Genomic DNA, 23,165 nt, shown 5'->3' with positions numbered 1-23,165 from the left:
TAGCAAAGCACATGCACCCCTGTAACGGGTGGACGACGTTCACAGCCAGCCGCTTTGCAGCTTGATGCAGTTACTCTACGACAGTGGAAACCGTACTGCTATTCATACTGGGCGTCGCGATCGTCGTCGTCGGGCTCGCCGTGTCCATCGGCCTGCATGAGATCGGCCACCTCGTGCCCGCGAAGCTCTTCGGCGTCAAGGTCACCCAATACATGATCGGCTTCGGACCCACGATTTGGTCGCGCACCAAGGGCGAGACGGAATACGGCGTCAAAGCGCTGCCTCTGGGTGGCTATATCGCCATGATCGGCATGTTCCCGCCTTCCAAGAAGGGCGGAGCCCCCCGCAGCACCACCACCGGCTTCTTCGACCAGATGGTGCAGGAGGGCGCACCGGAGAAGAAAACCAGTGCCCTGTCCACCTTGGTCGACGATGCCCGCCAGGCCAGCGCGGAGACCATCGGCGAGGGTGAAGATCACCGCGCGTTCTACCAACTGCCGGTCTACAAACGCGTGATCATCATGCTCGGCGGGCCGACCATGAACCTGCTCATCGCGATCGTGATGTTCGCAATTTTGCTCATGGGATTCGGCAGCGCGCAGATCAGCACCAGCGTTGGCAGCGTGAGCGAGTGTGTGCTGCCCGCATCAAACGACCGACAGACCTGCGCGGCCACTGATGAAGCATCACCCGGCGCCGCTGCCGGTCTACTGCCCGGAGACCGACTGGTCAGTATCGGCGGCACCGCCATCGCGAGCTGGGAGCAGTCGACCGAGATCATCCGCTCGGCACCCGGTCGCACCCTCGCCGTCGTCGTGGAACGGGCCGGTGCCGACGTCGATCTCTCGCTCACCCCCAAACTCACCGAACGTTACGTTTACACCGCCGATAACAAAGTCAAAACGGATGCTTCCGGCGCTGCGATTACCGAGGAGGTCGGCTTCGTCGGAATCGGAGCGGCCAGCGAACTCGTACCGCAGCCGGCGACCGCCGTGCTCCCCGCAGTCGGCGACAACATCGCCGGAGTCGCGCACGTGATCCTCAACCTGCCCGACCGGCTCGTGGCCGTGGCCAATGCTGCGTTCGGCCCGGGGGAGCGCGACCTGAACGGACCGATCAGCGTAGTCGGTGTCGGCCGGGTGGCCGGCGAACTCGCGAGCCTGGACACGATCCCGGTCACGACCAAGGTCGCGAGCATGCTCGGCTTGCTCGGATCGCTGAATATCGCCCTGTTCGTCTTCAACCTTGTGCCGCTGCTGCCGCTCGACGGCGGCCACGTTGCCGGGGCGCTGTGGGAAGGTATCCGCCGATTCTTCGCGAAACTGTTCAAACGGCCAGATCCGGGGCCAGTCGACATGGCCAAGCTCATGCCGCTTACGCTGGCGGTCGTTGTTCTACTCGGCGGGATGAGCCTGTTGCTCATCTACGCCGACATCGTCAAGCCGATCAACTTCTTCGGTTAGCGCACTGCGCTACCCGATTCTCACCAGCGGGTATGGCTCCACCCTTGAACTGATCCTGTTGACCGCACGGCGGGACGATGATCTGGCTACGCTCGCGGCACGTCCAGGCCCCGCCGTTCCGACCCAGAAAAAACCTCCCGCGAGAAAAAGCTACCGCGACAACAGCAGCGCTTCGCCCTGGCCGCCGCCGCCGCACAGGGCCACGGCGGCCTTGCCGGTGCCGCGACGCGCCAGTTCAAGCGCGGCATGCAGGGCAATGCGCCCGCCGCTCGACCCGATGGGGTGACCGATCGCGATGCCACCGCCGTGAATGTTCACCTCGTCGGCGCTCACCCCGAGCACCTTCGACGACTGCGCCACGACCGAGGCGAAGGCCTCGTTGATTTCGATCACGTCGAGGTCCGCCACGGTCCAGCCCTGGCGGGCGAGTGCATGCGTGATCGCGTTGGCCGGCTGGGAGTGCAGGGAGTTGTCGGGGCCAGCGACTTGGCCGTTGGCCTCAATCACGGCCAGCCAGGGCAGACCGTGCTTCTCCGCCCAGGCGCGGCTGGTCACGACGATCGCGCTCGCGCCGTCGCTCAGTGGCGCCGCGTTGCCGGCGGTGATGCTTCCCGCCGGGTCGAATGCCGGGCGCAATCGGCCGAGCGTCTCGGTCGTGCTCTCGGCACGCACTCCTTCGTCGGTGCTGATCAGGAGCGGCTCGCCCTTACGCTGCGGCACGCTGATGGGCGTGATCTCGTCGTGAAAGACGTCATGGGCTGCGGCCGCGGCGGCCCGCTGGTGCGAGGCGGCGGCGATTTCGTCCTGCTCGAGCCGGGTTTGGCCGAGTTCAACGTTGGCGCGCTCCGTCGAGAGTCCCATCGAGAGTCCGTCGAACGCGTCGGTGAGCCCGTCGTGGGCGGCGTGATCGAGGGCCGATACGGTTCCGTAGGCCCAACCTTGGCGTGCGCCGGGCAGCAGGTGGGGAGCGCGCGACATGGATTCCTGGCCACCGGCCACGACGACATCCGCTTCGCCGAGCCGCACCAGCCGGGCGGCGTCGATCACGGCGGCCAGGCCGGACAGGCACACCTTGTTGAGCGTCATGGCCGGCACGTTCCAGGGGATGCCCGCAGCCACGCTGGACTGCCGCGCCGGATTCTGCCCGCAGCCGGCTTGTAGTACCTGTCCCATGAGCACGAAGTCGACCTGCTCCGGAGCTACTCCGGCCCGGGCGAGGGCCCCTTCAATGGCGGCGGCGCCGAGGTCAACGGCGGTGAGGGATGAGAGCTGCCCGTTCACGCGACCCTGCGGGGTGCGTGATCCGGCCAGGATTACGACGTCTGTTTCGGTCATGGAGACTCCTTCGTCTATGAGATGCTACATACCACCTTCCCAGCATATTGGGGTGAGCCCCAGATATCTTCAGAGAACTCTGGACTGTGCCATCTCAAAACCCTGGATTGTTGAAATCGGCCAACCCGCACGGCGGCAGTGCGCGCTGTGTACGGCGTGTGAACACGACGAGTCACGAGTACCGGCCGCTCCCAGCCCCGGTGTCGGCGGAGACCTGTTCTCTGTCCAGTGGCGTGCACAGCAGCAGGGCGAGGATGAGGGGGCGGCATTCAGCTTGGCGCAGACTGCGACAACTAAGCTAGGACCGTGGCTGCAATCAACTTGGGGATGCCCAAAGTACCTGAGGTACTCGCTCCCAGACGTAAATCCCGTCAGATCAAGGTCGGAAAGGTCCTGGTCGGTGGCAATGCTCAAGTGAGCGTGCAATCGATGACGACGACTCCGACGACAAACATCAATGCAACGCTCCAGCAGATCGCCGAACTCACGGCGACCGGCTGCGACATCGTGCGCGTGGCGGTTCCGACGCGCGATGATGCCGAGGCGCTGCCGATCATCGCGAAGAAGAGCCAGATTCCGGTGATCGCGGATATCCACTTCCAGCCGAACTATGTCTTCGCCGCGATCGACGCTGGCTGCGCTGCCGTGCGGGTCAACCCCGGCAACATCCGCAAGTTCGACGACCAGGTCGGCAAGATCGCTGCTGCCGCGAAGGCGGCGGGCGTGAGCCTGCGCATCGGAGTCAACGCCGGATCGCTCGAGCCGAGCCTCATGCAAAAATACGGCAAAGCTACCCCTGAGGCGCTCGTCGAGAGCGCCGTCTGGGAGGCGAGCCTCTTCGAGGAACACGACTTTCACGACTTCAAAATCTCGGTCAAGCACAACGACCCGGTGATCATGGTCAAGGCCTACCGTTTGCTCGCTGAACGAGGCGACTGGCCCTTGCACCTCGGCGTCACCGAGGCTGGCCCGAGCTTCCAGGGCACGATCAAGAGCGCAACAGCATTCGGCATCCTGCTCGGCGAGGGCATTGGCGACACTATCCGTGTGTCCCTGAGTGCCCCTCCGGTCGAGGAGATCAAGGTGGGCCTGCAGATTCTGCAGTCGCTCAACCTGCGCGAACGCAAGCTCGAGATCGTCTCCTGCCCGAGCTGCGGCCGGGCGCAGGTGGATGTTTACAAGCTCGCCAATGACGTCACCGATGGGCTCGAGGGCATGACTGTGCCGCTGCGTGTCGCGGTCATGGGTTGCGTCGTCAATGGACCGGGGGAGGCCCGCGAGGCCGATCTTGGCGTCGCCAGCGGCAACGGCAGGGGCCAGATCTTCGTGCGCGGTGAGGTCATCAAGACCGTACCCGAGTCCGAGATCGTAGCCACGCTCATCGAAGAGGCCAACCGTCTCGCCGCAGAGATGCCCGCCGCCGAGCTCGGCAGCCCCACGGTGTCTGTCGGCGCGAAGTAGCAGGTCTAATCTCGAGGCGAGCGTATTCGACGGTAATGCCACGAAGACGTCTAGCGGAGGAGAGCGAACGTACGCAGCGAACGGACAGAGCGGATGGCGGCGCCCGCGTAAGGTAGACGGGTGCCTACACGTCTCTCCAACTACTTCCTCCGTACTCTCCGCGAAGACCCCTCCGACGCCGAGGTGACCAGCCACCGCCTGCTCGTGCGGGCCGGGTATATCCGTCGTCAGGCCCCGGGTATTTTTGCCTGGCTGCCGCTCGGACTGCGGGTGAAGGCCAAAGTGGAGCGCATCATCCGCGAGGAGATGACCGCCGCTGGCGCGCACGAGGTGCACTTTCCGGCCCTGCTGCCGCGCGAGCCGTACGAGGTGACCGGCCGCTGGGACGAATACGGCGAGGGGATTTTTCGCCTGAAAGACCGCAAGGGCTCGGACATGCTGCTCGCGCCGACCCACGAAGAGGTCTTCGCGCTGCTGGTGAAAGACCTGTATGGCAGCTATAAAGACCTGCCGCTGGCCATTTACCAGATTCAGGACAAGTACCGCGATGAGGCCCGCTCGCGGGGCGGACTGCTGCGCGGCCGCGAGTTCACCATGAAAGACGCCTATTCGTTTGACTACACCGACGCCGGACTCGACGTCAGCTACCAGCTGCAGCGCGATGCCTATGAGCGCATCTTCACCCGTTTCGGCCTTGATTACGAGATCGTGCAAGCGGATGCCGGCGCGATGGGTGGCTCCAAGAGCGAAGAGTTTCTGCACCCCACCCCCGTCGGCGAAGACACCTTCGTGCGCAGCGCCAGCGGTTACGCGGCCAACATCGAGGCGTTTCGTACCCTCGTGCCGGCCGACAAGGATTTCACCGCGCTGCCCGCCGCGCAGGTCTTCGACACCCCGAACACCCCGACTATCCAGACGCTGGTCGACAAGGCCAACGCCGAACATCCCCGTCTTGATGGTCGGGAGTGGACGGCAGCCGACACGCTCAAGAACGTCGTGCTCGCGCTGACCAGCCTGGACGGCACCCGTGAACTGATCGCGATCGGCGTTCCCGGCGACCGCGAGGTCGACCTCAAACGTGTCGAGGTGGCGTTCGCGCCGGCCGAGGTTGAGGCCGCCAACGAGGGCGACTTCGCTAAGAACCCCGGCCTGGTCAAGGGTTACATCGGCCCGTGGGGTGCGCAGGGCGTCGTGCTCGGCACGGCGTCGACCACCGGCATCCGTTTTCTGGTCGACCCGCGCGTGGTCTCTGGCACCGAGTGGATCACCGGCGCCAACGAAGCAGGCCGCCACGTGTTCGGTCTTGTCGCCGGCCGCGACTTCGCCATCGACGATGTGGTCGAAGCCTCCGATGTGCGCGCCGGCGACCCGGCCCCCGACGGCTCCGGCCCGGTCGAACTCATTCGCGGTATGGAAATCGGGCACGTGTTCCAGCTCGGCCGCAAGTACGCCGAGGTACTCGGCCTCAAGGTTCTCGACGAGAACGGCAAGCTGGTCACGGTCACGATGGGTTCATACGGCATCGGCGTCACCCGCATCCTCGCGGTCATCGCCGAACTCAACAACGACGCAAAGGGCCTGATCTGGCCCGAATCGGTCACCCCGTTCGACGTACACGTGATCGCCACCGGCCGGGACGAGATTGTCTTCGACACCGCGGAGGCCGTCGTCGCTGCGATCGAGGCCACCGGCCGCGACGTGCTCTACGACGACCGCCGTAAGGTCTCACCCGGCGTCAAATTCGGTGACGCCGAACTCATCGGCGTGCCGTGGATCGTCATCGTCGGCCGCGGCGCAGCTGACGGCATCGTCGAACTGTGGAACCGCCGTACCGGCGACCGCGAGCAGGTCGACGTCGCCGACGTCGCACTGCACTTCGCCCAGCACTTCGCCTGATCGACCGCATCGCGAGCGGATGCTGCCGGCTGGCTGAGCCGGCAGCATCCGCTCTGTAGCGAACCCGCCCAACCGGCCGGGCGCGGGGGGAGTGGGTGACGGGACGCCGCAGATTCGGGTACCGTTGTCTTCAGCCCGCTGCGCGGTTTCGCGGCGGCAAGATCTGAATAGAGGAGGCCGGCCATGGACATCGACCTCAGTGTTTTGCGGCTACTGGAGCGCGAAAAAGAGATTCCCTTTGAGGAACTCGTGCACATCATTGAACAGGCGATTCTGATTGCCTATGGCAAGCACATCCAGCAAGATGTGACGAAGCTTGAAGCTTCGAAGATTGCTGATGCCAATCACTCCGGTCAGGAAGTGCCCGAAGCGCGCGTCGTTCTCGACCGCAAGACCGGGCACGTCGACATCTACGTTCCCGAGCACGATGACGAGGGCAACGTCGTCGGCGAAGCCGTCGACAACCCGACCGATTTCGGGCGTATCGCAGCCTTCGCCGCCAAGCAGGTCATCAACCAGCGTCTGCGCGACCTGGCGGACGACGCTGTGCTCGGTGAATTCAAGGGTCGCGAGGGTGACATCATCGCCGGAATCATTCAGCAGGGACCGAACCCCCGCATGATTCACGTCGATCTCGGCACGATCGAAGCGATCATGCCCCCCGAGGAGCAGGTTCCTACCGAGAGCTACGTGCACGGCGCGCGCATTCGCGTGTTCGTCACGGCCGTCGGTCGCGGACTCAAGGGCCCGCAGATCACCGTGTCGCGCACCCATCCCTCGCTCGTGCGCAAACTGTTCGCTCTCGAGGTGCCCGAGATCGCGAGCGGAGTCGTCGAGATCGTCTCGCTCGCTCGTGAAGCTGGACATCGCACCAAGATCGCCGTGCGCGCCACGGAGCCTGGCGTCAACGCCAAGGGTGCCTGCATCGGTGAGCTCGGCCAGCGTGTGCGCGCCGTGACCGTTGAGCTCAACAACGAGAAGATCGACATCGTCGACTTCTCGCCCGACCTCGCGACCTTCGTCGCGAGTGCCCTGTCGCCGGCCAAGGTGACCAGTGCCTACTTGATCGACGAGTCGATCAAGGCTGTGCGTGCCCTCGTGCCCGACTACCAGCTGTCCCTTGCGATCGGCAAGGAAGGCCAGAATGCCCGCCTCGCGGCCAAGTTGACCGGTGCGAAAATCGACATCCAGCCGGACAGCATTCTGGAGGATGCCGAATAGGGGGTACGATGGAACCCGTTAGAACGTGTATTGGCTGCCGTTCGCGCGCCCCTCGATCCTCACTTTTGCGGATCGTTGCTGGGAAATCAGAAATTGTGGTGGATGAAACCGCCACAATCCCCGGTAGAGGTGCGTGGCTGCATGCCCGCCACTCGTGCTTTCAGGATGCCGTAAGGCGACACGCTTTCGGGCGTGCCTTTCGCGTGACCAGGTCACTGGACGCGAAACAACTAGAGAACAGGCTGAATTGGCTTATGGATAACTAATGAGCGGCTCGAAATGAGACCCGTCCGTTACTAACGGCCTGCCCCTTTCCGGGTGCAGGCCCGGAACAGGAGAATTGTGGCTGCGAAACCACGCGTACACGAGATCGCTACCGAGCTCGGAGTAGACAGCAAGGTAGCCCTTGCTAAATTGAAAGAAATGGGCGAGTTCGTCAAGGGACCGTCTTCCAGTGTTGAGCCGCCGGTGGCACGTCGCCTTCGCGCCGCTCTCGAGTCGGAAAGCGCCGCTGCTAAGGCTGCAACACCCGTGCAGGCCGCTGGCGCCGTTGTTGGCAATGTCACTACGGCAACGCCTGCTCGACCGAGCCACGGCGCCAAGCCGGGTGCTCGTCCCGGCCCCAAGCCCGTTGCTGAGCCGGTATCCCCGGTCGTTGTCGAGTCTGTCCCGGCAGCGGATGCCGCACCCCTTCCGGTCGCGCCGCTGACCGTGGCCGAGCGCCAGGCGCAGGCCGCCCAGAAAGCTGAAGCTGCCCAGAAAGTTGCTGCCGCTGACCAGGCCGCCGCCGCTGACGCTGCCGACAAGCCCAGCACCGAGACCTCCAAAGCGAAAACTACGGAAGGATCGGCTACGCCGGTCAAGCCCGGCATGCCTCGCCCCGGAGCAGCACGTCCGGGTAACAACCCGTTCGCCAGCAACCAGGGCATGGGCCAGCGTCCAACCCAGCCGCCGCGTCCGGGTAACAACCCGTTCGCGAGTGCGCAGGGCATGGGCCAGCGTCCCGCGACACCAACCCCAAGCAACATTCCGCGCCCGCCGGCACCGCGCCCCGGCGCTCCGCGCCCCGGCGGACCCGGTCAGGCCGCTCGCCCGACCGGCTTCGGCCAGCGGCCCGGCGCTTTCCAGCGTCCTGGTGGCGCCCCGGGCGGAGCCGGCGCGGCACGCCCCGGATTCACTCGTCCCGGTGCTCCTGCCGGAGCCCCCGGCTTCGGCCCGCCTCGTCCTGCCGGCGGTGGCGGTGGAGCCGGTCGCGGTCGCGGCCCCGGCGGTGGCACTGCTGGTGCCTTCGGCCGCGGTGGTGGCAAGAACAAGGCGCGCAAGTCCAAGCGCACGAAAAGAGCAGAGTTCGAACTGCGCGAGGCCCCGTCGCTGGGTGGAGTATCCGTACCCCGCGGCGACGGTGGAACTGTTGTTCGTCTTCGTCGCGGAGCATCCATCACGGACTTCGCCGACAAGATCGACGCGAGCCCCGGAAACCTCGTTACCGTACTGTTCCACCTCGGTGAAATGGCCACGGCAACAGAGTCCCTCGACGAGGCGACGTTCGATGTGCTGGGCAGCGAGCTCGGTTACAAGATTCAGATGGTCTCTCCCGATGACGAAGACCGTGAGCTGCTGCTCGCGTTCGACATCGACATCGACCAGGAACTCGAAGATGAAACCGACGAAGACCTCGAGATTCGTCCTCCCGTCGTCACCGTCATGGGTCACGTCGATCACGGTAAGACCGCGCTTCTGGACGCGATCCGTAACGCCAAGGTCGCTGAGGGTGAAGCCGGTGGCATCACGCAGCACATTGGTGCGTACCAGATCATCACCGAGCACGAGGGTATCGACCGTGCGCTGACCTTCATTGACACACCAGGCCACGAGGCGTTCACCGCCATGCGTGCCCGTGGCGCGCAGGTCACCGACATCGCCATTCTCGTGGTCGCTGCCGATGACGGCATCATGCCCCAGACCATTGAGGCGCTCAACCACGCCCAGGCCGCCAACGTTCCGATCGTGGTGGCTGTGAACAAGATCGACAAGCCCGGCGCGAACCCGCAGAAGGTGCGTCAGCAGCTCACCGAATTCGGCCTCGTCGCGGAAGAGTACGGCGGAGACGTCATGTTCGTCGACGTGTCGGCCAAGAACAAGACCGGTATCCAGGAAATTCTTGATGCTGTGCTCCTGGTCGCCGATGCCGGACTCGACATGCGCTCCAACCCGAACAAGGATGCCCGTGGTGTCGCCATCGAGGCTCGCCTCGACAAGGGCCGCGGCGCGGTGGCAACCGTGCTCATCCAGTCCGGAACGCTGCACGTGGGAGACTCCATCGTCGCCGGAACGGCTTACGGCCGCGTTCGTGCAATGGCCGACGAAAACGGTGTCGCCGTTCTCGCCGCCACGCCGTCCCGCGCGGTCCAGGTGCAGGGTCTCTCGAGCGTCCCGCGCGCCGGCGACACCTTCCTTGTCATCGAGGAAGACCGCACCGCCCGTCAGATCGCCGAGAAGCGTGAAGCCGCCGAGCGCAACGCCCTGCTGGCCAAGGCCCGCAAGCGCATCAGCCTCGAAGACTTCACCCGTGCCCTCGAAGAGGGCAAGGTCGAGTCGCTCAACCTCATCATCAAGGGTGACGTTTCCGGTGCCGTTGAGGCCCTGGAAGAGTCGCTGCTCAAGATCGAGGTCGACGATTCGGTTCAACTGCGCATCATCCACCGTGGTGTCGGTGCGGTCACGGAGAGCGACGTCAACCTCGCCACCGTCGACAACGCCATCATCATCGGGTTCAACGTTCGCCCCGACACGAAGGCCCGCGAGCGTGCCGCTCGCGAAGGCGTCGACGTACGGTTCTACTCCGTCATCTACTCCGCCCTCGAGGACATCGAGAATTCCCTCAAGGGAATGCTCAAGCCCGAGTACGAAGAGATCCAGAGTGGTATCGCCGAAATTCGCGAGGTCTTCAGCTCGTCGAAGTTCGGAAACGTCGCCGGTGTCATCGTGCGCTCCGGTACCATCACCCGAAATGCCAAGGCTCGCGTTATTCGCGAGGGCATCGTGGTGGGGGACAACCTGGGCATCGAGTCGCTGCGTCGCTTCAAGGACGATGTCACCGAGGTCCGCACGGACTTCGAGTGTGGTATCGGACTGGGCAAGTTCAACGACATCCGAATTGGCGATGAGATCGAGACCATCGAAATGAAGGAGAAGCCGCGCGTCTAGCGTTGGTTTTGGGGGTCGGACTTGGTATCTGAGTCCGACCCCTTTGGGGTCGAGTCTTCGTAATTTCCTACTCAAAGGAAAGAGCGGGACCCGTACCCCGATTCCCATTTAGTGGGAAATTTTGCTTGCACCCTCAATTGCTAGGCGGATGTCCGTCATCCTGCGGCGGAGAAAAAAGTTAAGGACGACCGGGCGCATCGGCGCCCGCTAATAAGGAGTGAATCATGGCAGATCCGGAACGCGCCAGAAAGATGGCGGACCGCATTAAGGTCATCATCGCCAAGCGGCTGGAACGTGGCCTGCGCGATCCGAGGCTCGGGTTCGTGACTATCACCGACGTGAAAGTCACCGGGGATCTCCAACACGCCTCGGTGTTCTACACCGTGTACGGTTCGATCGAGGAGCGCACCGATAGCGCAGCCGCCCTGAAGGCCGCAACCGGCCTCATGCGCAGCGAAGTCGGCAAGAACATCACCGCCAGGCTCACGCCGTCTATCGAATTCATCGCTGATGGCATTCCCGAGAACGCGGCTTTGATCGACGACCTGTTGCGCGAAGCGCATGACCGCGATACCGCGACCGAAGACGGCAAGGGCACGGCTACGTACGCCGGCGAAGCCGATCCGTACAAGAAGCCGCGCGAATACGACCTCGAAGAAGACGACGACGAGCCTGGCGCCGAGAGCGCCGCGAAGCACTAGCGCCCTTCACGCCACCTCACCACTTCACTCCGGACGGGGCCCGGGCCCCGTCCCCGGGCCCAGGTTATAAACTGGGCCCGCGTTCCGGGCCCGGGCCCCGTCCGACTGAGGCGCCGCTGCACACTGCGGCCGGCTAGCGGATGCCGGGGGACCGCTCGTAGCGGGTGAAACGGTAGGGGAGCGCCGTACTGGAGCTGAGCCATCCGTTCGCGGGATCTGTCTTGACCAGGCTCCAGGCGGCGTCGAGGCTAGGCGCGAGAGTGTCACCGGCGATCGAGGCGTCGATCTCAGTCACCTCGAGGGTGTCGGCCTGGGGCAGGGCCAGCCGAAAGATTTCGGCACCACCGATCACCCAGACCGGCCCCTCGGTGTGGGCGAGGGCGTCGTCAAAACTGTGCGCAATGGATGCTCCCGCCGCGTCCCAGCCCCGCTGCCGGGTGATCACGACGTTCTGCCGGCCCGGCAGGGGACGAAAACGCTCCGGGAGCGAATCCCAGGTGCGTCGTCCCATAATGACGGCGCCTCCCCGGGTTACGGTACGAAAATGGGCGAGGTCTTCGGGAAGGTACCAGGGCAGAGCTCCGTCAGCCCCGATGACGCCACCCACCGTCTGCGCCCAGATCAGGCCCAGTTTCATACCGCGACCGCGCCCTTGATAGCGGGATGATGCTGGTAATTCTCGAGGACGAGGTCGTCGAACTCGTAGTCGAACAAGCTGGCGCGACCCGGCTTGATGCGCAGCCGGGGGGAGGGAAACGGCGTGCGGGAAAGCTGTTCGTTGACCTGGTCGACGTGATTGTCGTAGATGTGGCAGTCCCCACCGGTCCAGACGAACTCGCCGAGCTCGAGGCCGGCCTGTTCGGCAACGAGTTGGGTGAGCAGGGCGTAGCTGGCGATATTGAACGGTACCCCGAGAAAAAGGTCGGCGCTGCGCTGGTACAGCTGGCAGGAAAGCTTGCCGTCGGCGACGTAGAACTGGAACAGGGCGTGGCAGGGAGCGAGCGCCATTTTCGAGAGGTCGGCTACATTCCAACTCGAGACGATCATGCGCCGCGAGTCCGGATCGGTGCGCAGGGTATTGAGTACGTCGCTGATCTGGTCGATGGTCGCTCCGTCGGGGGCGGGCCAAGAGCGCCACTGCACCCCGTAGACCGGGCCGAGTTCGCCGTTTTCGTCGGCCCATTCGTTCCAGATGCGCACGCCCTTTTCCTGCAGCCAGGTGACGTTGGAGTCGCCGCGCAGAAACCAGAGAAGTTCGTAGGCAATCGACGCGAAATGCACTCGTTTGGTGGTCACGAGCGGAAAACCGTCGGCCAGGTCGAAGCGCAGCTGGCGGCCGAACACGCTGCGGGTTCCGGTTCCGGTGCGGTCGGACTTTCGAGCGCCGTTCTGGAGGGTGTCGCGAAGAAGCGCTGAATACTGGGCATCGGCAGCAAAAGAAGTGGGTACGGTCACCGCTCAATCGTACGCGGCGAAGCCGGGATGACTAGTCCGGCAGGGTGTAGCCGTCGCGCACCGGTATAGCCAGACCGTCGGCCACGAGACTGGCCAGCGCGCGCTGCAGCTGGGCCGGATCCGGCCACAGTGTGTTGATCTCGGCATCCGTCACCGACCGGTGAGTGGAGCGCAGTTCGGCCATGATCAGGCCGCGCACCTGCCGGTCGCTGCCAGCGAACTTCTTCTGCACCGTTTTGTGGGCACCGGTGTACTCCGGGTAGTCGGCGGCTCGCCAGGCACATGCATTCCGAATTGGACATACGTCGCAGTGGGGGCTGCGGCTGGTGCAGACCACCGCGCCGAGTTCCATGATTGCGGCGTTGAACAGCGCCGCTTCCTGCACGCTCTGCGGCAGTAACAGGTTCATCGCATCAAGGTCGCGGCCACGATTGGGCGGCGAAGGCTCGCCCGCTCCGGCGATTGCACGGGCGATCACCCGTCGTGTGTTCGTGTCGACCACCGGATGCCGATGGCCATATGCAAACGCGGCCACCGCGCGCGCGGTGTAATCCCCGATGCCGGTCAGGGCCAGCAGTTCGTCAATGTCGGAGGGCACAATACCCCCGTGCAGTTCCGTGATCTGCACCGCTGCGGCATGCAACCAGAGCGCGCGCCTCGGATAGCCGAGGCTGGACCAGGCGCGCACCGCCTCGCTCGGCGGCACCGCGGCCAGTGCAGCCGGCGTGGGCCAGCGCGCCAGCCACTCCTCGAGCCGCGGAATGACTCGGTTCACCGGAGTCTGCTGCAACATGAACTCACTCACCAGAATGCCCCAGGCCCCGAAGCCGTCGCGCCGCCATGGCAAGTCGCGGGCGTTCGCGACGAACCACGCATTGAGCGCGGTGCTGACGCCGTCTGTGGCGGGAATCAAAGGTGTGACGTTCATCCGTTCTAACCTAGGCTCGATTCATGAAGCTGGTTTCCACACCGCGCACAGAATTCCTGCGCACCCTCGCCGCCGAGATCCTGCACAACTACGGCCGCGGCCGCACCATCATTGCCATCGACGGACCGGATGCCGGTGGTCGCACCGCCTTCGGCGATGACCTGGCCGCGGTGTTCCGGGAAGATGAACTGCACGTATTCCGGGCCAGCCTGCGCTACTTCCAGCATTCCCGTGCCGAACAGCAGCGATTAGCGCCCGATACACCGGACCATCGCTACCGAGTCGGCTACGACTACTCAGCGCTTCGCCGAGTACTCGTCGAGCCCTTTCGCATGGGTGGCAGCACCGGCTTCGTCACCGAAGAGTTCGACCCCGATCGGGACACCTGGATTCAACCGACCTGGCAGACCGCTCCCGCCGACGCCATCCTGATCATCGACGGTGACTACATCAACCGGCCCGAACTACACGGACTCTGGCTGTACAGCGTGCTGCTGGAAGGCGCAGCGGTAAACGCTTCTGACCTGCGGTACCACGCCGAAGTGCATCCGCGGGACGTCGTGTCGGCTGTGGTCGACACGACCGACCCGGAGGCTCCGCGGCGTGTGCTGACGGATCGCTGCTGACCGGTTGCGGCTGAGCGCTTACCAGTGCCGGGACCGAACCTCGGCCGGGGTCAAAAACCGACCGCTGCGCTCGACCTCGTGCACGAGTTTGGTCAGCAGCGCGTTCACCGGCGCGGCCACGCCCGCTTCGGCTGCGGCCTGCACCACCGCTCCGTTCAGAAAATCGATCTCGGTGCGTCGGCCGCGCGCGAGGCTCTGCAGGGTCGAACCCTGGTTTGCCACCTTGCCCATACGTGCGCGCATCGACAGCGGCAACACTTGGCCGGCCCAAAGCGGCGCAACCGCAAAGGCACGCAGCCGCCGGTGCGACAGCCCCTGCAGCGTGTGAAACCGAACCCCGCTGGCGAGGCCTACCCGCACGGTTTCGCGCATGCTCCGGGTCATCAACCGGCGAAGGTCCGCCTGCCCGATCACCTCCTGCACGCTGAGCCCGGTGATGGCAGGCAGGGCGTTGAGCATATTGACGACGAGCTTGGTCCACTGGGCGCCGACGAAGTTATCGAGGGCGAGGGTGGGTACAGCGGCGTCAAGAACCGCCTGCCAGCGCCGGGTCGCCGCATCGACCGGGCCGTCGCCTCGTCCGAGATAGCTCGGCGCCGCCGTCGTCACCCGAACCCGGCCCGGCCCTTCATAGTGGGCAGCAATGATCGTGATCAGCCCGAAACATTCTGACCGCGGCAGCAGCCTTTCGGCGGTGCTGACCCCGTCCAGTCCGTTCTGTACGACGAGCACCGGGGTTCCGTCCAGCGCTGCGGCATTCTCGGCAATCGCCGCCGCAGCATCCTGCGCCTTGGTGCAGATCAGCGCCAGGTCACACGGTTCGACCAATCGTTCAACGGCCAGCGGTCGGGCGAACCGATCACCGTAGCCGCCCGTCACATGGATACCGTCGGCCAGCACCGCTGGCAGCGAGGCTCCGCGCATGGTCACCACCAGATCGTGCCCTTGCTCAGCGAGCAGGCAGGCGAATGTGCTGCCCAGGGCACCAGCACCGATCACCGCGATTCTCACGGCTCACATACTACGGGCCGGGGCTGGCAGCCGATTCGCACCATGCCCCCAGTCCGACGCTGATAACCTCCACTAGTGACCAGCGGCCTTTTACTCATTGACAAGGCGCAGGGCTGGACCAGCCATGACGCTGTCGCCAGGACCCGGCGTCTCGCCAGCACACGCAAGGTCGGCCACGCCGGCACTCTCGACCCCATGGCCACCGGGCTGCTGGTACTCGGCGTCGACAGTTCGACCCGGCTGCTCACCTATGTCGTCGGCCTCGACAAGGAATACCTCGCGACCATCCGCCTCGGCCAGTCCACCACAACGGATGATGCAGAGGGCGACGAACTTTCCCGCGCGACCGCCGAGCAGGTCGCCGCTATCAGTGCGGCGGCCGTCGCGGCCGGAATCGCGGACCTCACCGGTGAGATCAGTCAGCAGCCGAGCGCGGTCAGCGCCATCAAGGTCGACGGCAAACGCGCCTATGCCCGAGTGCGCGCGGGCGAAGACGTGCAATTACCGTCTCGGCCGGTGACCGTGAGCGAGTTCGAACTGCGTTCCAGCACGCACGGAGATGGTTTTCTCGACCTCGAGGTTCGCGTCGTGTGCGCCTCTGGCACCTACATTCGCGCCCTGGCACGTGACCTGGGCACCGCGCTCGGCGTCGGCGGACACCTCACCGCGCTCCGCCGCACCCGCATCGGCCCGTTCCGAATCGAAAACGCCGCCACCCTCGAGCGGATCGATGTCGTCGCGCAGCTCATTTCGCCAGCGGATGCCGCCACCCGTCTGCTCCCACGCCTCGACCTGTCGACAGAAGAGGCCATCGACCTCGGCCACGGCAAGCGCATCACCATCGAGAGAGACCCCACCCGCACCGGACCGGTCGCCGCGATCGCTCCCGACGGCCGACTGGTCGGACTGATCGAATACCGTGGTGACCAGGCCAAGGTGCTGCTGAACTTCGCGCCGGATAAACCCGGCACATCAGACGCCAGCGAATCGACACCGACCCCATGATCGAATGGTTCACGTGGCTGCAACTGGCCATCGCCGTGCCCGGCGGACTGCTCTGCGTCGTCCTCGGCCTCGCCGGGCGCAAACCCACCGACCTCACCATGGGCGCGACCGCACTCGTCGAGTTGTTGTTGATCGTGCAGCTCGCGGCCGCAATCGCGGCGCCGCTGGCCGGCAACGATGCCACCGGCAACCTGCTCGAGTTCTACACCTACCTGGTCAGCGCCATGCTACTGCCGGTCGTGGCCGGATTCTGGGCGTTGGTGGAACGTAGCCGCTGGAGCACGGTCATTCTCGGGGTGACATGTCTGTCGGTCGCCGTCATGGTCTACCGCATGAACCAGATCTGGAACGTGCAGGGCAGCTGACGCGGTTTCAGGTTCGCTGCGGATGCTGCAATAATTGTCGAACCAGATGAATGCCGAGCAATGACACTATCCGACACCGAAGAGCCCTCCCCCTCCCACCGGGTGAGCGGCATTGGGCGACTCCTCATTGCTGTCTACGGGGTGTTGGCCCTCGCCGCCACGGGGCGTTCATTCGTGCAGATAGCCTCCGAGTTTGAAGACGCCCCGCTCGCATACTCGCTGTCGGCCCTCGCCGCTGTCGTCTACGTCGCCGCAACGGTTGCACTGATCAAGCGCAGCCGCCGCTGGTATCGCATCGCCTGGATCACCATCAGCTTCGAACTGCTCGGCGTGCTCGTCGTCGGAACGTTGAGCCTGGTCGACCCCGCGCTGTTCCAACATAAAACAGTGTGGTCGGTCTTCGGTCAGGGCTACGGTTTTGTTCCCCTCGTGCTGCCACTTCTGGGCATGTGGTGGCTCAGACGCCACCCGGTGTCGGTGGCCGCCGACCCGGCAGTCACCGAGAGTCGCGCATGAAAACCCTGTACGGTATCGATTCGGTACCGAACGACTGGCCCGCCTCGGCCGTCAGTATCGGAAAGTTCGACGGCGTGCACGCCGGGCACCGGGCCGTGATCGCTGAGCTCAAGGCTATCGCCGACCGGGAACAACTCGCGACTGTCGTGGTCACCTTTGACCGGCATCCGCTCGCCCTGCTCTCTCCAGCCACCTGCCCGAGCGCGCTGGTCAGCGCCCAGCAGAAACTCGACTTGATCGCCGAGACCGGGGTCGATGCGACGTTGCTGCTCGAGTTCAACCATGCTCTCTCCCGCCTTCCCCCGCGTGAATTCATCGAACGCATTCTGGTCACCGCGCTGCACGCCCGGGTTGTGCTGGTCGGTCGTGACTTTCGCTTCGGTACGGGCGGTGCTGGCGATATCGCCATGCTCCGTGACCTCGGCACCGAGTTCGGCTACGAGGTGGCTCTGATCGACGATGTGAAGCCCGACGGGCAACGCCGAGTGTCATCGACCTGGATCCGCGAGCTGCTCGGCAGCGGCGCGGTGACCGAAGCCGGCCGGTTGCTCGGCCACCTGCCATCCGTGCGCGGAGTCGTCGTGCACGGTGCCGCGCGCGGCCGCGAGCTGGGCTTTCCCACCGCCAACCTGTCGGCCGACTCCGACGGCCTGATCCCTGCCGATGGCGTCTATGCCGGGTGGCTGACGGATGCCGGATCGCGCTACCCGGCAGCAATTTCGGTCGGTAATAATCCCACCTTCGACGGAGTGGCCCAGAAGCAGGTCGAAGCGTACGTGCTGGACGAGGTCGATCTAGACCTCTATGACCACGTCGTGGAGGTATCGTTCGTGGAGCGGATTCGCGGCATGGTCGCGTACTCGGGCATCGATCCGCTGATCGCGCAGATCCGCGATGACGTTGTGCGGGTTCGGGTAATTCTGGGCCGCGAAAGCCTGAGTTAATCGCCACCGCAGGCGGCACCGGTTTCGGGGGTCAACCCATCGAGGCCGGTTTGCCCGGGTACGCTGGGCAGACCAATATTTTCCTGGGGGTTCCATGCGGCAACAAGCACGAGCGATAGAAACGCGGGCGGCGATAATACGTGGCGCCGCGGAAGCCTTCGAGCAGCGCGGGTACGGGAGCACGTCGCTCGCGCAGGTGAGTGCTGCCGCAGGCGTGACCAAGGGAGCACTGTACTTTCACTTCGATTCCAAGGAAGCCCTTGCGGTCGCCATAATCACGGCTCAGCACGAGAAATCGGTCGATGCCGGTCGTCAGCTGCTCGAGAACAACGTGCCCGGCCTGCGTGCGCTCGTTTCCATGTCCTACGAGCTGGCTCGCCAACTGCGCGATGACCAGGTCGTCAGCGCCGGTGTGCGCCTGACCATCGAGGCCGTGAACTTCTCGACGCCGGTGTCCGCGCCCTACCGGGACTGGATGGTCGCCTGCGAGGAATTTTTGCGTCGGGGGATCGCCGACGGAGATGTAGCGTCAACGATCGATGTGCCGGCCGCGGCACGGTTTTGCACCGCCGGTTTCACGGGGGTGCAGGTTGTCTCGGACGTGCTGACCCGGCGTGGGGACATCGACCAGCGACTAACCGAGATGTGGGCGTTGATATTGCCCGGACTCGTTGCCCCCGGGCGCTGGGACGACCTGAAGAATCTGGCTGCCGACGTGCAGCGGCAGCGCGCCGCGGATCGGCCGTAGACTAACTAAGTGAAAACCGCCGTGTCCCGCCGACTGTGGCCCGGACGCAGCCTCGCTCTCCTGGGCATCATCCTGGTCGCGGCAAACCTGCGCACCGCCGTCGCCGCCCTCTCGCCGATCGTGGCCGAAATCAACGTCGACATTCCCCTCGGCGCGGTGTCGCTCGGGGTGCTCGGCATGCTCCCGCCGGTGTGCTTCGCCCTGTTCGGCATCTTCACCCCCATGATCACCCGCCGCCACGGCCTCGAAATACCACTCGTACTCGCCCTCGTGGCGATTCTGCTCGGTCATGTCACCCGCGGCCTGTCCGGCTCTATCACCATGCTCATCATCGGCAGCGTCATCGCTTTCGCCGGGCTCGGCATCGGAAACGTGCTGCTGCCCCCGCTGGTCAAGAAGTACTTTCCCGACCGGGTTGGGCTCATGACGAGCCTCTATGTCACCGTGGTATCACTGAGCACCCTGATGCCGCCACTGATTGCAGTCCCGGTAGCGGATACCGCCGGCTGGCGCATCTCGCTCGGCATGTGGATGCTCCTCGCCCTGCTCGCCCTGGTGCCCTGGATCACCATGTTGGTGCGGCATCGTGCACGAACGCCGGACACGATCATCGAGGAGGCCGACGCCACCATTCTCGGGCGCCTCTGGAAGTCGTCGATTGCCTGGGCCCTCGCGGGCGTGTTCGCGGTCTCGTCGCTCAATGCCTACGCCATGTTCGCCTGGCTGCCGCAGCTACTCGTCGACACCGCCGGCGTGAGTCCCGCCCAGGCCGGAACTCTTCTGGCGCTCTATGCCAGCATGGGCATTCCGTGCGCACTGATCATTCCGGTCCTCACCGCCCGCATGACGAACGTCGGGCCGCTCGTCTACGTCGGTGTGTTCGCGTTCGTCGCCGGTGACCTCGGGCTGTTATTCGCACCGGAAACCCTGACCTGGCTCTGGGTCAGTCTCGCCGGGCTCGGACCATTATTCTTTCCCCTCGCACTCGTCCTGATCAACCTGCGCACCCGCACTCACGCCGGCGCAGTGGCTCTCAGCAGCTTCGTGCAGAGCATCGGCTACACCCTGGGAGCGCTCGGGCCGCTGGTCTTCGGTCTGCTGCATGAACTCAGCGGCGGGTGGACCTGGCCGCTCATCTTCTTGTTGATGGCCGCGCTGGCCATCGTCATCGCTGGCGCGGTGATCGGGCGTCCGCACATGCTGGAGGACGACTTGACGCTCACTCGCTGATTGCCATCACGGCACGAGATGGGCACGTTGGATCAACGCCGCGGCGCCGATCAGCGGGCCATCGCCGGACAGCGCCGACGGTACCACTCGCACGCGGGTCGCGTAGGCGAACTGCACCCGCCGGGCGATCGTTTCCCGTGCGAAATCGAGCAGGTCGGGAGTGACGTTGGCGAAGCCGCCACCGATAGTGACCACGTCGAGATCGAGCAGCGTCGCTGCGGACGCAATGGCGTGACCGAGTGCCCGGCCGCTGCGCGTTACGGCGGCGATCGCAATCGGATCGGCGGTCGAGTAGGCCGCCGCGAGATCTTCTCCCGACTCGCCGTTGAATCCCTGCGTCCGTGCCCAGGCGACGGTCTTCGGCCCCGAGGCGATCGCCTCGATGCAGCCGATTCCACCGCAGGCGCAGGGATCGTCAAAGCCGCCGACTTCGATGTGGCCGATGTGGCCGGCATTCCCGGTTGGTCCAGACACGGTGACGCCACCGAGAATCAGGCCGCCACCGATGCCGGTCGAAACGATCATGCCCATCAGGTTGTCGACGCCCTTTCCCGCTCCCACCCAGTGTTCGGCAAGTGTGATGCAGAGCCCGTCCATGCGCAGGCGCACCGGCAGGTCGGGAACGAGGGCGGCGACTCGATCTTTCAGGGGATACTCGCGCCAGACCGGCAGGTTCAACGGTGACACCGCCCCCTGCTGCAGATGGATCGGCCCGGCACAGCCGATGCCAACTCCAACCAGGGCCGCACCGGTGGGCAGGCTCAATCGGGTCTGAGTTACTGCATTCGTGACAGCGACGGCGAGTTGTTCGCTCGAAGCGCTCGACCCGGTCGCTGCGCGGTGCCGGCTGGATGTGAGCACCCGGCCGTGGTCGTCGACGAGGGCGGATTCAACCTTGGTACCCCCGACATCGACGGCGAGAACAAACTGGGGCGCTGCACTGGTGCTCATGCGTTGATCGTACTGGTCGCGATCCCGGCCCGGTATTTGCTCATATGAGCAACAATTCCCACGACCGTTGATTCACGCGTTGGGTCGACGTAGGCTGGAGTCAAACGATTGGACCGCGACACCGACATGAGCGATACCGACGAACTCCTCTCCATTCGTGCCGCCGAGCTTTACTACGAAGAGAACCAGACCCAGGACGAGATCGGTGTGATTTTGCGCCTGACCCGCTGGAAGGTCGGCCGGTTGCTGGCAAGCGCGAAGGCAAACGGGTTCATCCGCATCGAGATCGTGCACCCGCGCGCCCGCCGCCTGCCGATCGAGCGGCGCCTCCGCGAATCGACCGGCCTCACCGATGCGATCGTCGTTTCCTCCGCGGGTGTGTCGAGCGAAGCCGAACTGCAGTCGCGTACCGCGCAGGCCGCCGCAGACTTTCTCACTAGCCTGCGCCCGATCCCGCGCACCCTCGGTATCAGCTGGGGTCGTACCCTGCACGATGTGTCCCTGCACTTGAAGCAGGGCTGGGCGCCAGGCGTGAACGTGGTTCAGATCAACGGTGGCGTCAGCCTGAACCAACGCACCGGCACCGCGGCATCCACTGCCGTGACCATCGCTCACAAGGCCGACGGCTCGGCCACCCTGCTGCCGAGCCCCGCCGTCTTCGAACGTCTTGAAACCAAGCAGGCGATGGAAGCCGACCGCGCCGTCGCCGGGGTACTCGCCCTGGCCCGCAACGCGCAGGCCTATCTCTTCAGCGCCGGCCAAGCAGATGCGAATTCCGCTCTCGTCGACAGCGGTTTCCTGACCGTGGAACAGATCGATGACCTCGTCTCGCGCGGTGCCGTCGGCGACGTCGTCGGCCGTTATATCGATGCGAACGGCCGCATCGTGGACCCTGAACTCAATGAACGAACGGTCGGTATTCAAATCGATCAGTTGCGCCGTGCCCCGCTCACCATCGCGGTCATCTCCGGAAACGATAAGCATGCCATTGCCCGCGCCGTCGTGCGCAACGGGTTGTGTACCGTGCTGGTCACCGACGAAGACACCGCGAACGCTCTGCTCCAGGAAAAGGACACCCTTTGACCAACAGCCCTCTGGCTACCTATCAGCCTGACCAGCGTGCCCTCGCGTTGATCGGCGGGGAGGCCACCGACGCCAACCTGCGCCGGTACCTGCACGGTATCCCGGGAATCGACGCCGTCGGCCTCGAAGCCCGCGCCGCCGACCTCGGCACCCGTTCAATCAAGACCAGTTCCAAACGCTGGGCGATCGACACCATCATCGGCCTGATCGACCTCACCACCCTCGAGGGCGCCGACACCCCCGGTAAGGTGCGCTCGCTCGTGGCCAAGGCACTCGTGCCCGACCCGGGCGACCCGGGCACACCCCGTGTCGCAGCGGTCTGCGTCTACGGTGACATGGTCGGTTCAGCCGTCACGGCGCTGGGCTCAGCCCATGCGGCCGGAGGAACCGACGGTGTCAACGTCGCCGCCGTCGCCACCGCGTTTCCGAGCGGCCGCGCATCCCTCGCGATCAAGCTCACCGATGTGCGCGACGCGGTCGCGGCCGGCGCTGACGAGATCGACATGGTCATTGACCGCGGAGCGTTTCTGGCCGGCCGGTTCGGTCAGGTCTACGACGAGATCGTTGCCGTGAAAGAGGCCTGCCGCCGCGCCGACGGGTCGGTGGCTCACCTCAAGGTGATTCTCGAAACCGGCGAACTGAACACCTACGACAACGTGCGTCGAGCCTCCTGGCTGGCTATTCTGGCCGGCGGAGACTTCATCAAGACTTCCACCGGCAAGGTCGCCCCAGCCGCGACGCTGCCCGTGACGTTGTCGATGCTCGAGGTCGTGCGGGACTGGCACCGCCTTACCGGTGTGCGTATCGGCGTGAAGCCGGCCGGCGGTATCCGCACCTCCAAAGACGCCATCAAATACCTCGTGACGGTCGCCGAGACGGTGGGGGAGGAGTGGCTCAGTCCGCGCCTGTTCCGGTTCGGCGCCTCCAGCCTGCTGAACGACGTGCTGCTGCAGCGCCAGAAGATGACGACCGGGCACTACTCCGGCCCCGACTACGTGACGATTGATTAGGGAACGACC

General features: G+C 64.9%; 22 protein-coding genes. 16 read left to right on the top strand and 6 right to left on the bottom strand.

Annotated features, from left to right (window positions below):
- The first annotated feature begins 83 nt into the window (after positions 1-83).
- Complete coding sequence (locus E3T27_RS13220) at positions 84-1,463, top strand: M50 family metallopeptidase (RefSeq protein ID WP_134573282.1); 1,380 nt, start codon at positions 84-86, stop codon at positions 1,461-1,463.
- A gap of 150 nt (positions 1,464-1,613) precedes the next feature.
- On the opposite strand, the gene E3T27_RS13215 is transcribed toward E3T27_RS13220, so the two are convergent.
- Positions 1,614-2,798 (bottom strand): acetyl-CoA C-acetyltransferase, encoded by a 1,185-nt coding sequence (locus E3T27_RS13215; RefSeq protein WP_104197064.1) that lies wholly within the window; start codon positions 2,796-2,798, stop codon positions 1,614-1,616.
- 306 nt (positions 2,799-3,104) lie between these two features.
- Between E3T27_RS13215 and ispG the strand changes: the two genes are divergently transcribed.
- From ispG to rbfA, 6 genes are all read left to right on the top strand, one after another.
- Positions 3,105-4,259: a flavodoxin-dependent (E)-4-hydroxy-3-methylbut-2-enyl-diphosphate synthase gene (gene ispG, locus E3T27_RS13210; protein WP_174722219.1), complete on the top strand. Its 1,155-nt coding sequence runs from the start codon at positions 3,105-3,107 to the stop codon at positions 4,257-4,259.
- Between the two features lie 120 nt (positions 4,260-4,379).
- Entirely contained in the window at positions 4,380-6,155 is a 1,776-nt protein-coding gene (locus tag E3T27_RS13205) for a proline--tRNA ligase (protein ID WP_134573280.1), read from the top strand.
- A 183-nt stretch (positions 6,156-6,338) separates the two neighbouring features.
- Entirely contained in the window at positions 6,339-7,376 is a 1,038-nt protein-coding gene (nusA, locus tag E3T27_RS13200) for a transcription termination factor NusA (protein ID WP_134573278.1), read from the top strand.
- Between the two features lie 8 nt (positions 7,377-7,384).
- Positions 7,385-7,642, top strand: a complete 258-nt coding sequence (locus E3T27_RS13195; protein ID WP_104127324.1) for a YlxR family protein — start codon at positions 7,385-7,387, stop codon at positions 7,640-7,642.
- A 76-nt stretch (positions 7,643-7,718) separates the two neighbouring features.
- Positions 7,719-10,583: a translation initiation factor IF-2 gene (infB, locus tag E3T27_RS13190; RefSeq protein ID WP_134573276.1), complete on the top strand. Its 2,865-nt coding sequence runs from the start codon at positions 7,719-7,721 to the stop codon at positions 10,581-10,583.
- 224 nt (positions 10,584-10,807) lie between these two features.
- Positions 10,808-11,284, top strand: coding sequence for a 30S ribosome-binding factor RbfA (gene rbfA / locus E3T27_RS13185; protein WP_104197059.1), 477 nt, complete (start codon positions 10,808-10,810; stop codon positions 11,282-11,284).
- Between the two features lie 133 nt (positions 11,285-11,417).
- Here rbfA and E3T27_RS13180 read toward each other — a convergent pair whose 3' ends face one another.
- From E3T27_RS13180 to E3T27_RS13170, 3 genes are read right to left on the bottom strand one after another with little or no spacing between them, the layout of a single operon-like run.
- Positions 11,418-11,921 (bottom strand): dihydrofolate reductase, encoded by a 504-nt coding sequence (locus E3T27_RS13180; RefSeq protein WP_134573274.1) that lies wholly within the window; start codon positions 11,919-11,921, stop codon positions 11,418-11,420.
- The gene (locus E3T27_RS13175) at positions 11,918-12,739 is read right to left on the bottom strand and encodes a thymidylate synthase (RefSeq protein ID WP_134573272.1); all 822 of its coding nucleotides are present in this window, start codon (positions 12,737-12,739) and stop codon (positions 11,918-11,920) included. The genes E3T27_RS13180 and E3T27_RS13175 overlap by 4 nt, the downstream gene beginning before the upstream one ends.
- 31 nt (positions 12,740-12,770) lie before the next feature.
- Positions 12,771-13,667 carry an HhH-GPD family protein gene (locus tag E3T27_RS13170; protein ID WP_134573270.1) on the bottom strand — a complete coding sequence of 299 codons (897 nt, stop codon included), beginning with the start codon at positions 13,665-13,667 and terminating at the stop codon, positions 12,771-12,773.
- Between the two features lie 23 nt (positions 13,668-13,690).
- Between E3T27_RS13170 and E3T27_RS13165 the strand changes: the two genes are divergently transcribed.
- Positions 13,691-14,293, top strand: a complete 603-nt coding sequence (locus E3T27_RS13165; RefSeq protein ID WP_134573268.1) for a nucleoside/nucleotide kinase family protein — start codon at positions 13,691-13,693, stop codon at positions 14,291-14,293.
- Positions 14,294-14,311: 18 nt separating this feature from the next.
- On the opposite strand, the gene E3T27_RS13160 is transcribed toward E3T27_RS13165, so the two are convergent.
- Positions 14,312-15,304, bottom strand: coding sequence for a ketopantoate reductase family protein (locus E3T27_RS13160; RefSeq protein ID WP_134573266.1), 993 nt, complete (start codon positions 15,302-15,304; stop codon positions 14,312-14,314).
- A gap of 75 nt (positions 15,305-15,379) precedes the next feature.
- Between E3T27_RS13160 and truB the strand changes: the two genes are divergently transcribed.
- The 6 genes from truB to E3T27_RS13130 all read left to right on the top strand — a co-directional run bounded on the left by truB (position 15,380) and on the right by E3T27_RS13130 (position 20,112).
- Positions 15,380-16,309 carry a tRNA pseudouridine(55) synthase TruB gene (truB, locus tag E3T27_RS13155; RefSeq protein ID WP_134573264.1) on the top strand — a complete coding sequence of 310 codons (930 nt, stop codon included), beginning with the start codon at positions 15,380-15,382 and terminating at the stop codon, positions 16,307-16,309.
- Positions 16,306-16,674, top strand: a complete 369-nt coding sequence (locus E3T27_RS13150; RefSeq protein ID WP_104197052.1) for a hypothetical protein — start codon at positions 16,306-16,308, stop codon at positions 16,672-16,674. Before truB ends, E3T27_RS13150 begins: the two co-directional genes overlap by 4 nt.
- Before the next feature lie 60 nt (positions 16,675-16,734).
- A complete protein-coding gene (locus tag E3T27_RS13145; protein ID WP_104197051.1) occupies positions 16,735-17,190 on the top strand; it encodes a hypothetical protein in 456 nt (151 codons plus the stop codon).
- Positions 17,187-18,134, top strand: coding sequence for a bifunctional riboflavin kinase/FAD synthetase (locus tag E3T27_RS13140; RefSeq protein ID WP_104197050.1), 948 nt, complete (start codon positions 17,187-17,189; stop codon positions 18,132-18,134). Before E3T27_RS13145 ends, E3T27_RS13140 begins: the two co-directional genes overlap by 4 nt.
- Before the next feature lie 94 nt (positions 18,135-18,228).
- A complete protein-coding gene (locus tag E3T27_RS13135; RefSeq protein WP_134573262.1) occupies positions 18,229-18,882 on the top strand; it encodes a ScbR family autoregulator-binding transcription factor in 654 nt (217 codons plus the stop codon).
- A gap of 9 nt (positions 18,883-18,891) precedes the next feature.
- On the top strand, positions 18,892-20,112 hold the full coding sequence (locus E3T27_RS13130) for an MFS transporter (protein WP_134573260.1): 1,221 nt from the start codon (positions 18,892-18,894) through the stop codon (positions 20,110-20,112).
- A 6-nt stretch (positions 20,113-20,118) separates the two neighbouring features.
- Here E3T27_RS13130 and E3T27_RS13125 read toward each other — a convergent pair whose 3' ends face one another.
- A complete protein-coding gene (locus tag E3T27_RS13125) occupies positions 20,119-21,063 on the bottom strand; it encodes an ROK family protein (protein ID WP_134573258.1) in 945 nt (314 codons plus the stop codon).
- A 126-nt stretch (positions 21,064-21,189) separates the two neighbouring features.
- Here E3T27_RS13125 and E3T27_RS13120 point away from each other — a divergent pair, with 126 nt between their 5' ends.
- The gene (locus E3T27_RS13120) at positions 21,190-22,146 is read left to right on the top strand and encodes a sugar-binding transcriptional regulator (RefSeq protein ID WP_134573256.1); all 957 of its coding nucleotides are present in this window, start codon (positions 21,190-21,192) and stop codon (positions 22,144-22,146) included.
- Positions 22,143-23,156: a deoxyribose-phosphate aldolase gene (gene deoC, locus E3T27_RS13115; RefSeq protein WP_104197046.1), complete on the top strand. Its 1,014-nt coding sequence runs from the start codon at positions 22,143-22,145 to the stop codon at positions 23,154-23,156. The genes E3T27_RS13120 and deoC overlap by 4 nt, the downstream gene beginning before the upstream one ends.
- Positions 23,157-23,165: the final 9 nt, after the last annotated feature.

The organism is Cryobacterium lyxosi (genome assembly GCF_004403345.1).
GTDB lineage: Bacteria > Actinomycetota > Actinomycetes > Actinomycetales > Microbacteriaceae > Cryobacterium > Cryobacterium lyxosi.
This window is presented reverse-complemented; position numbering and strand designations above follow the sequence as displayed.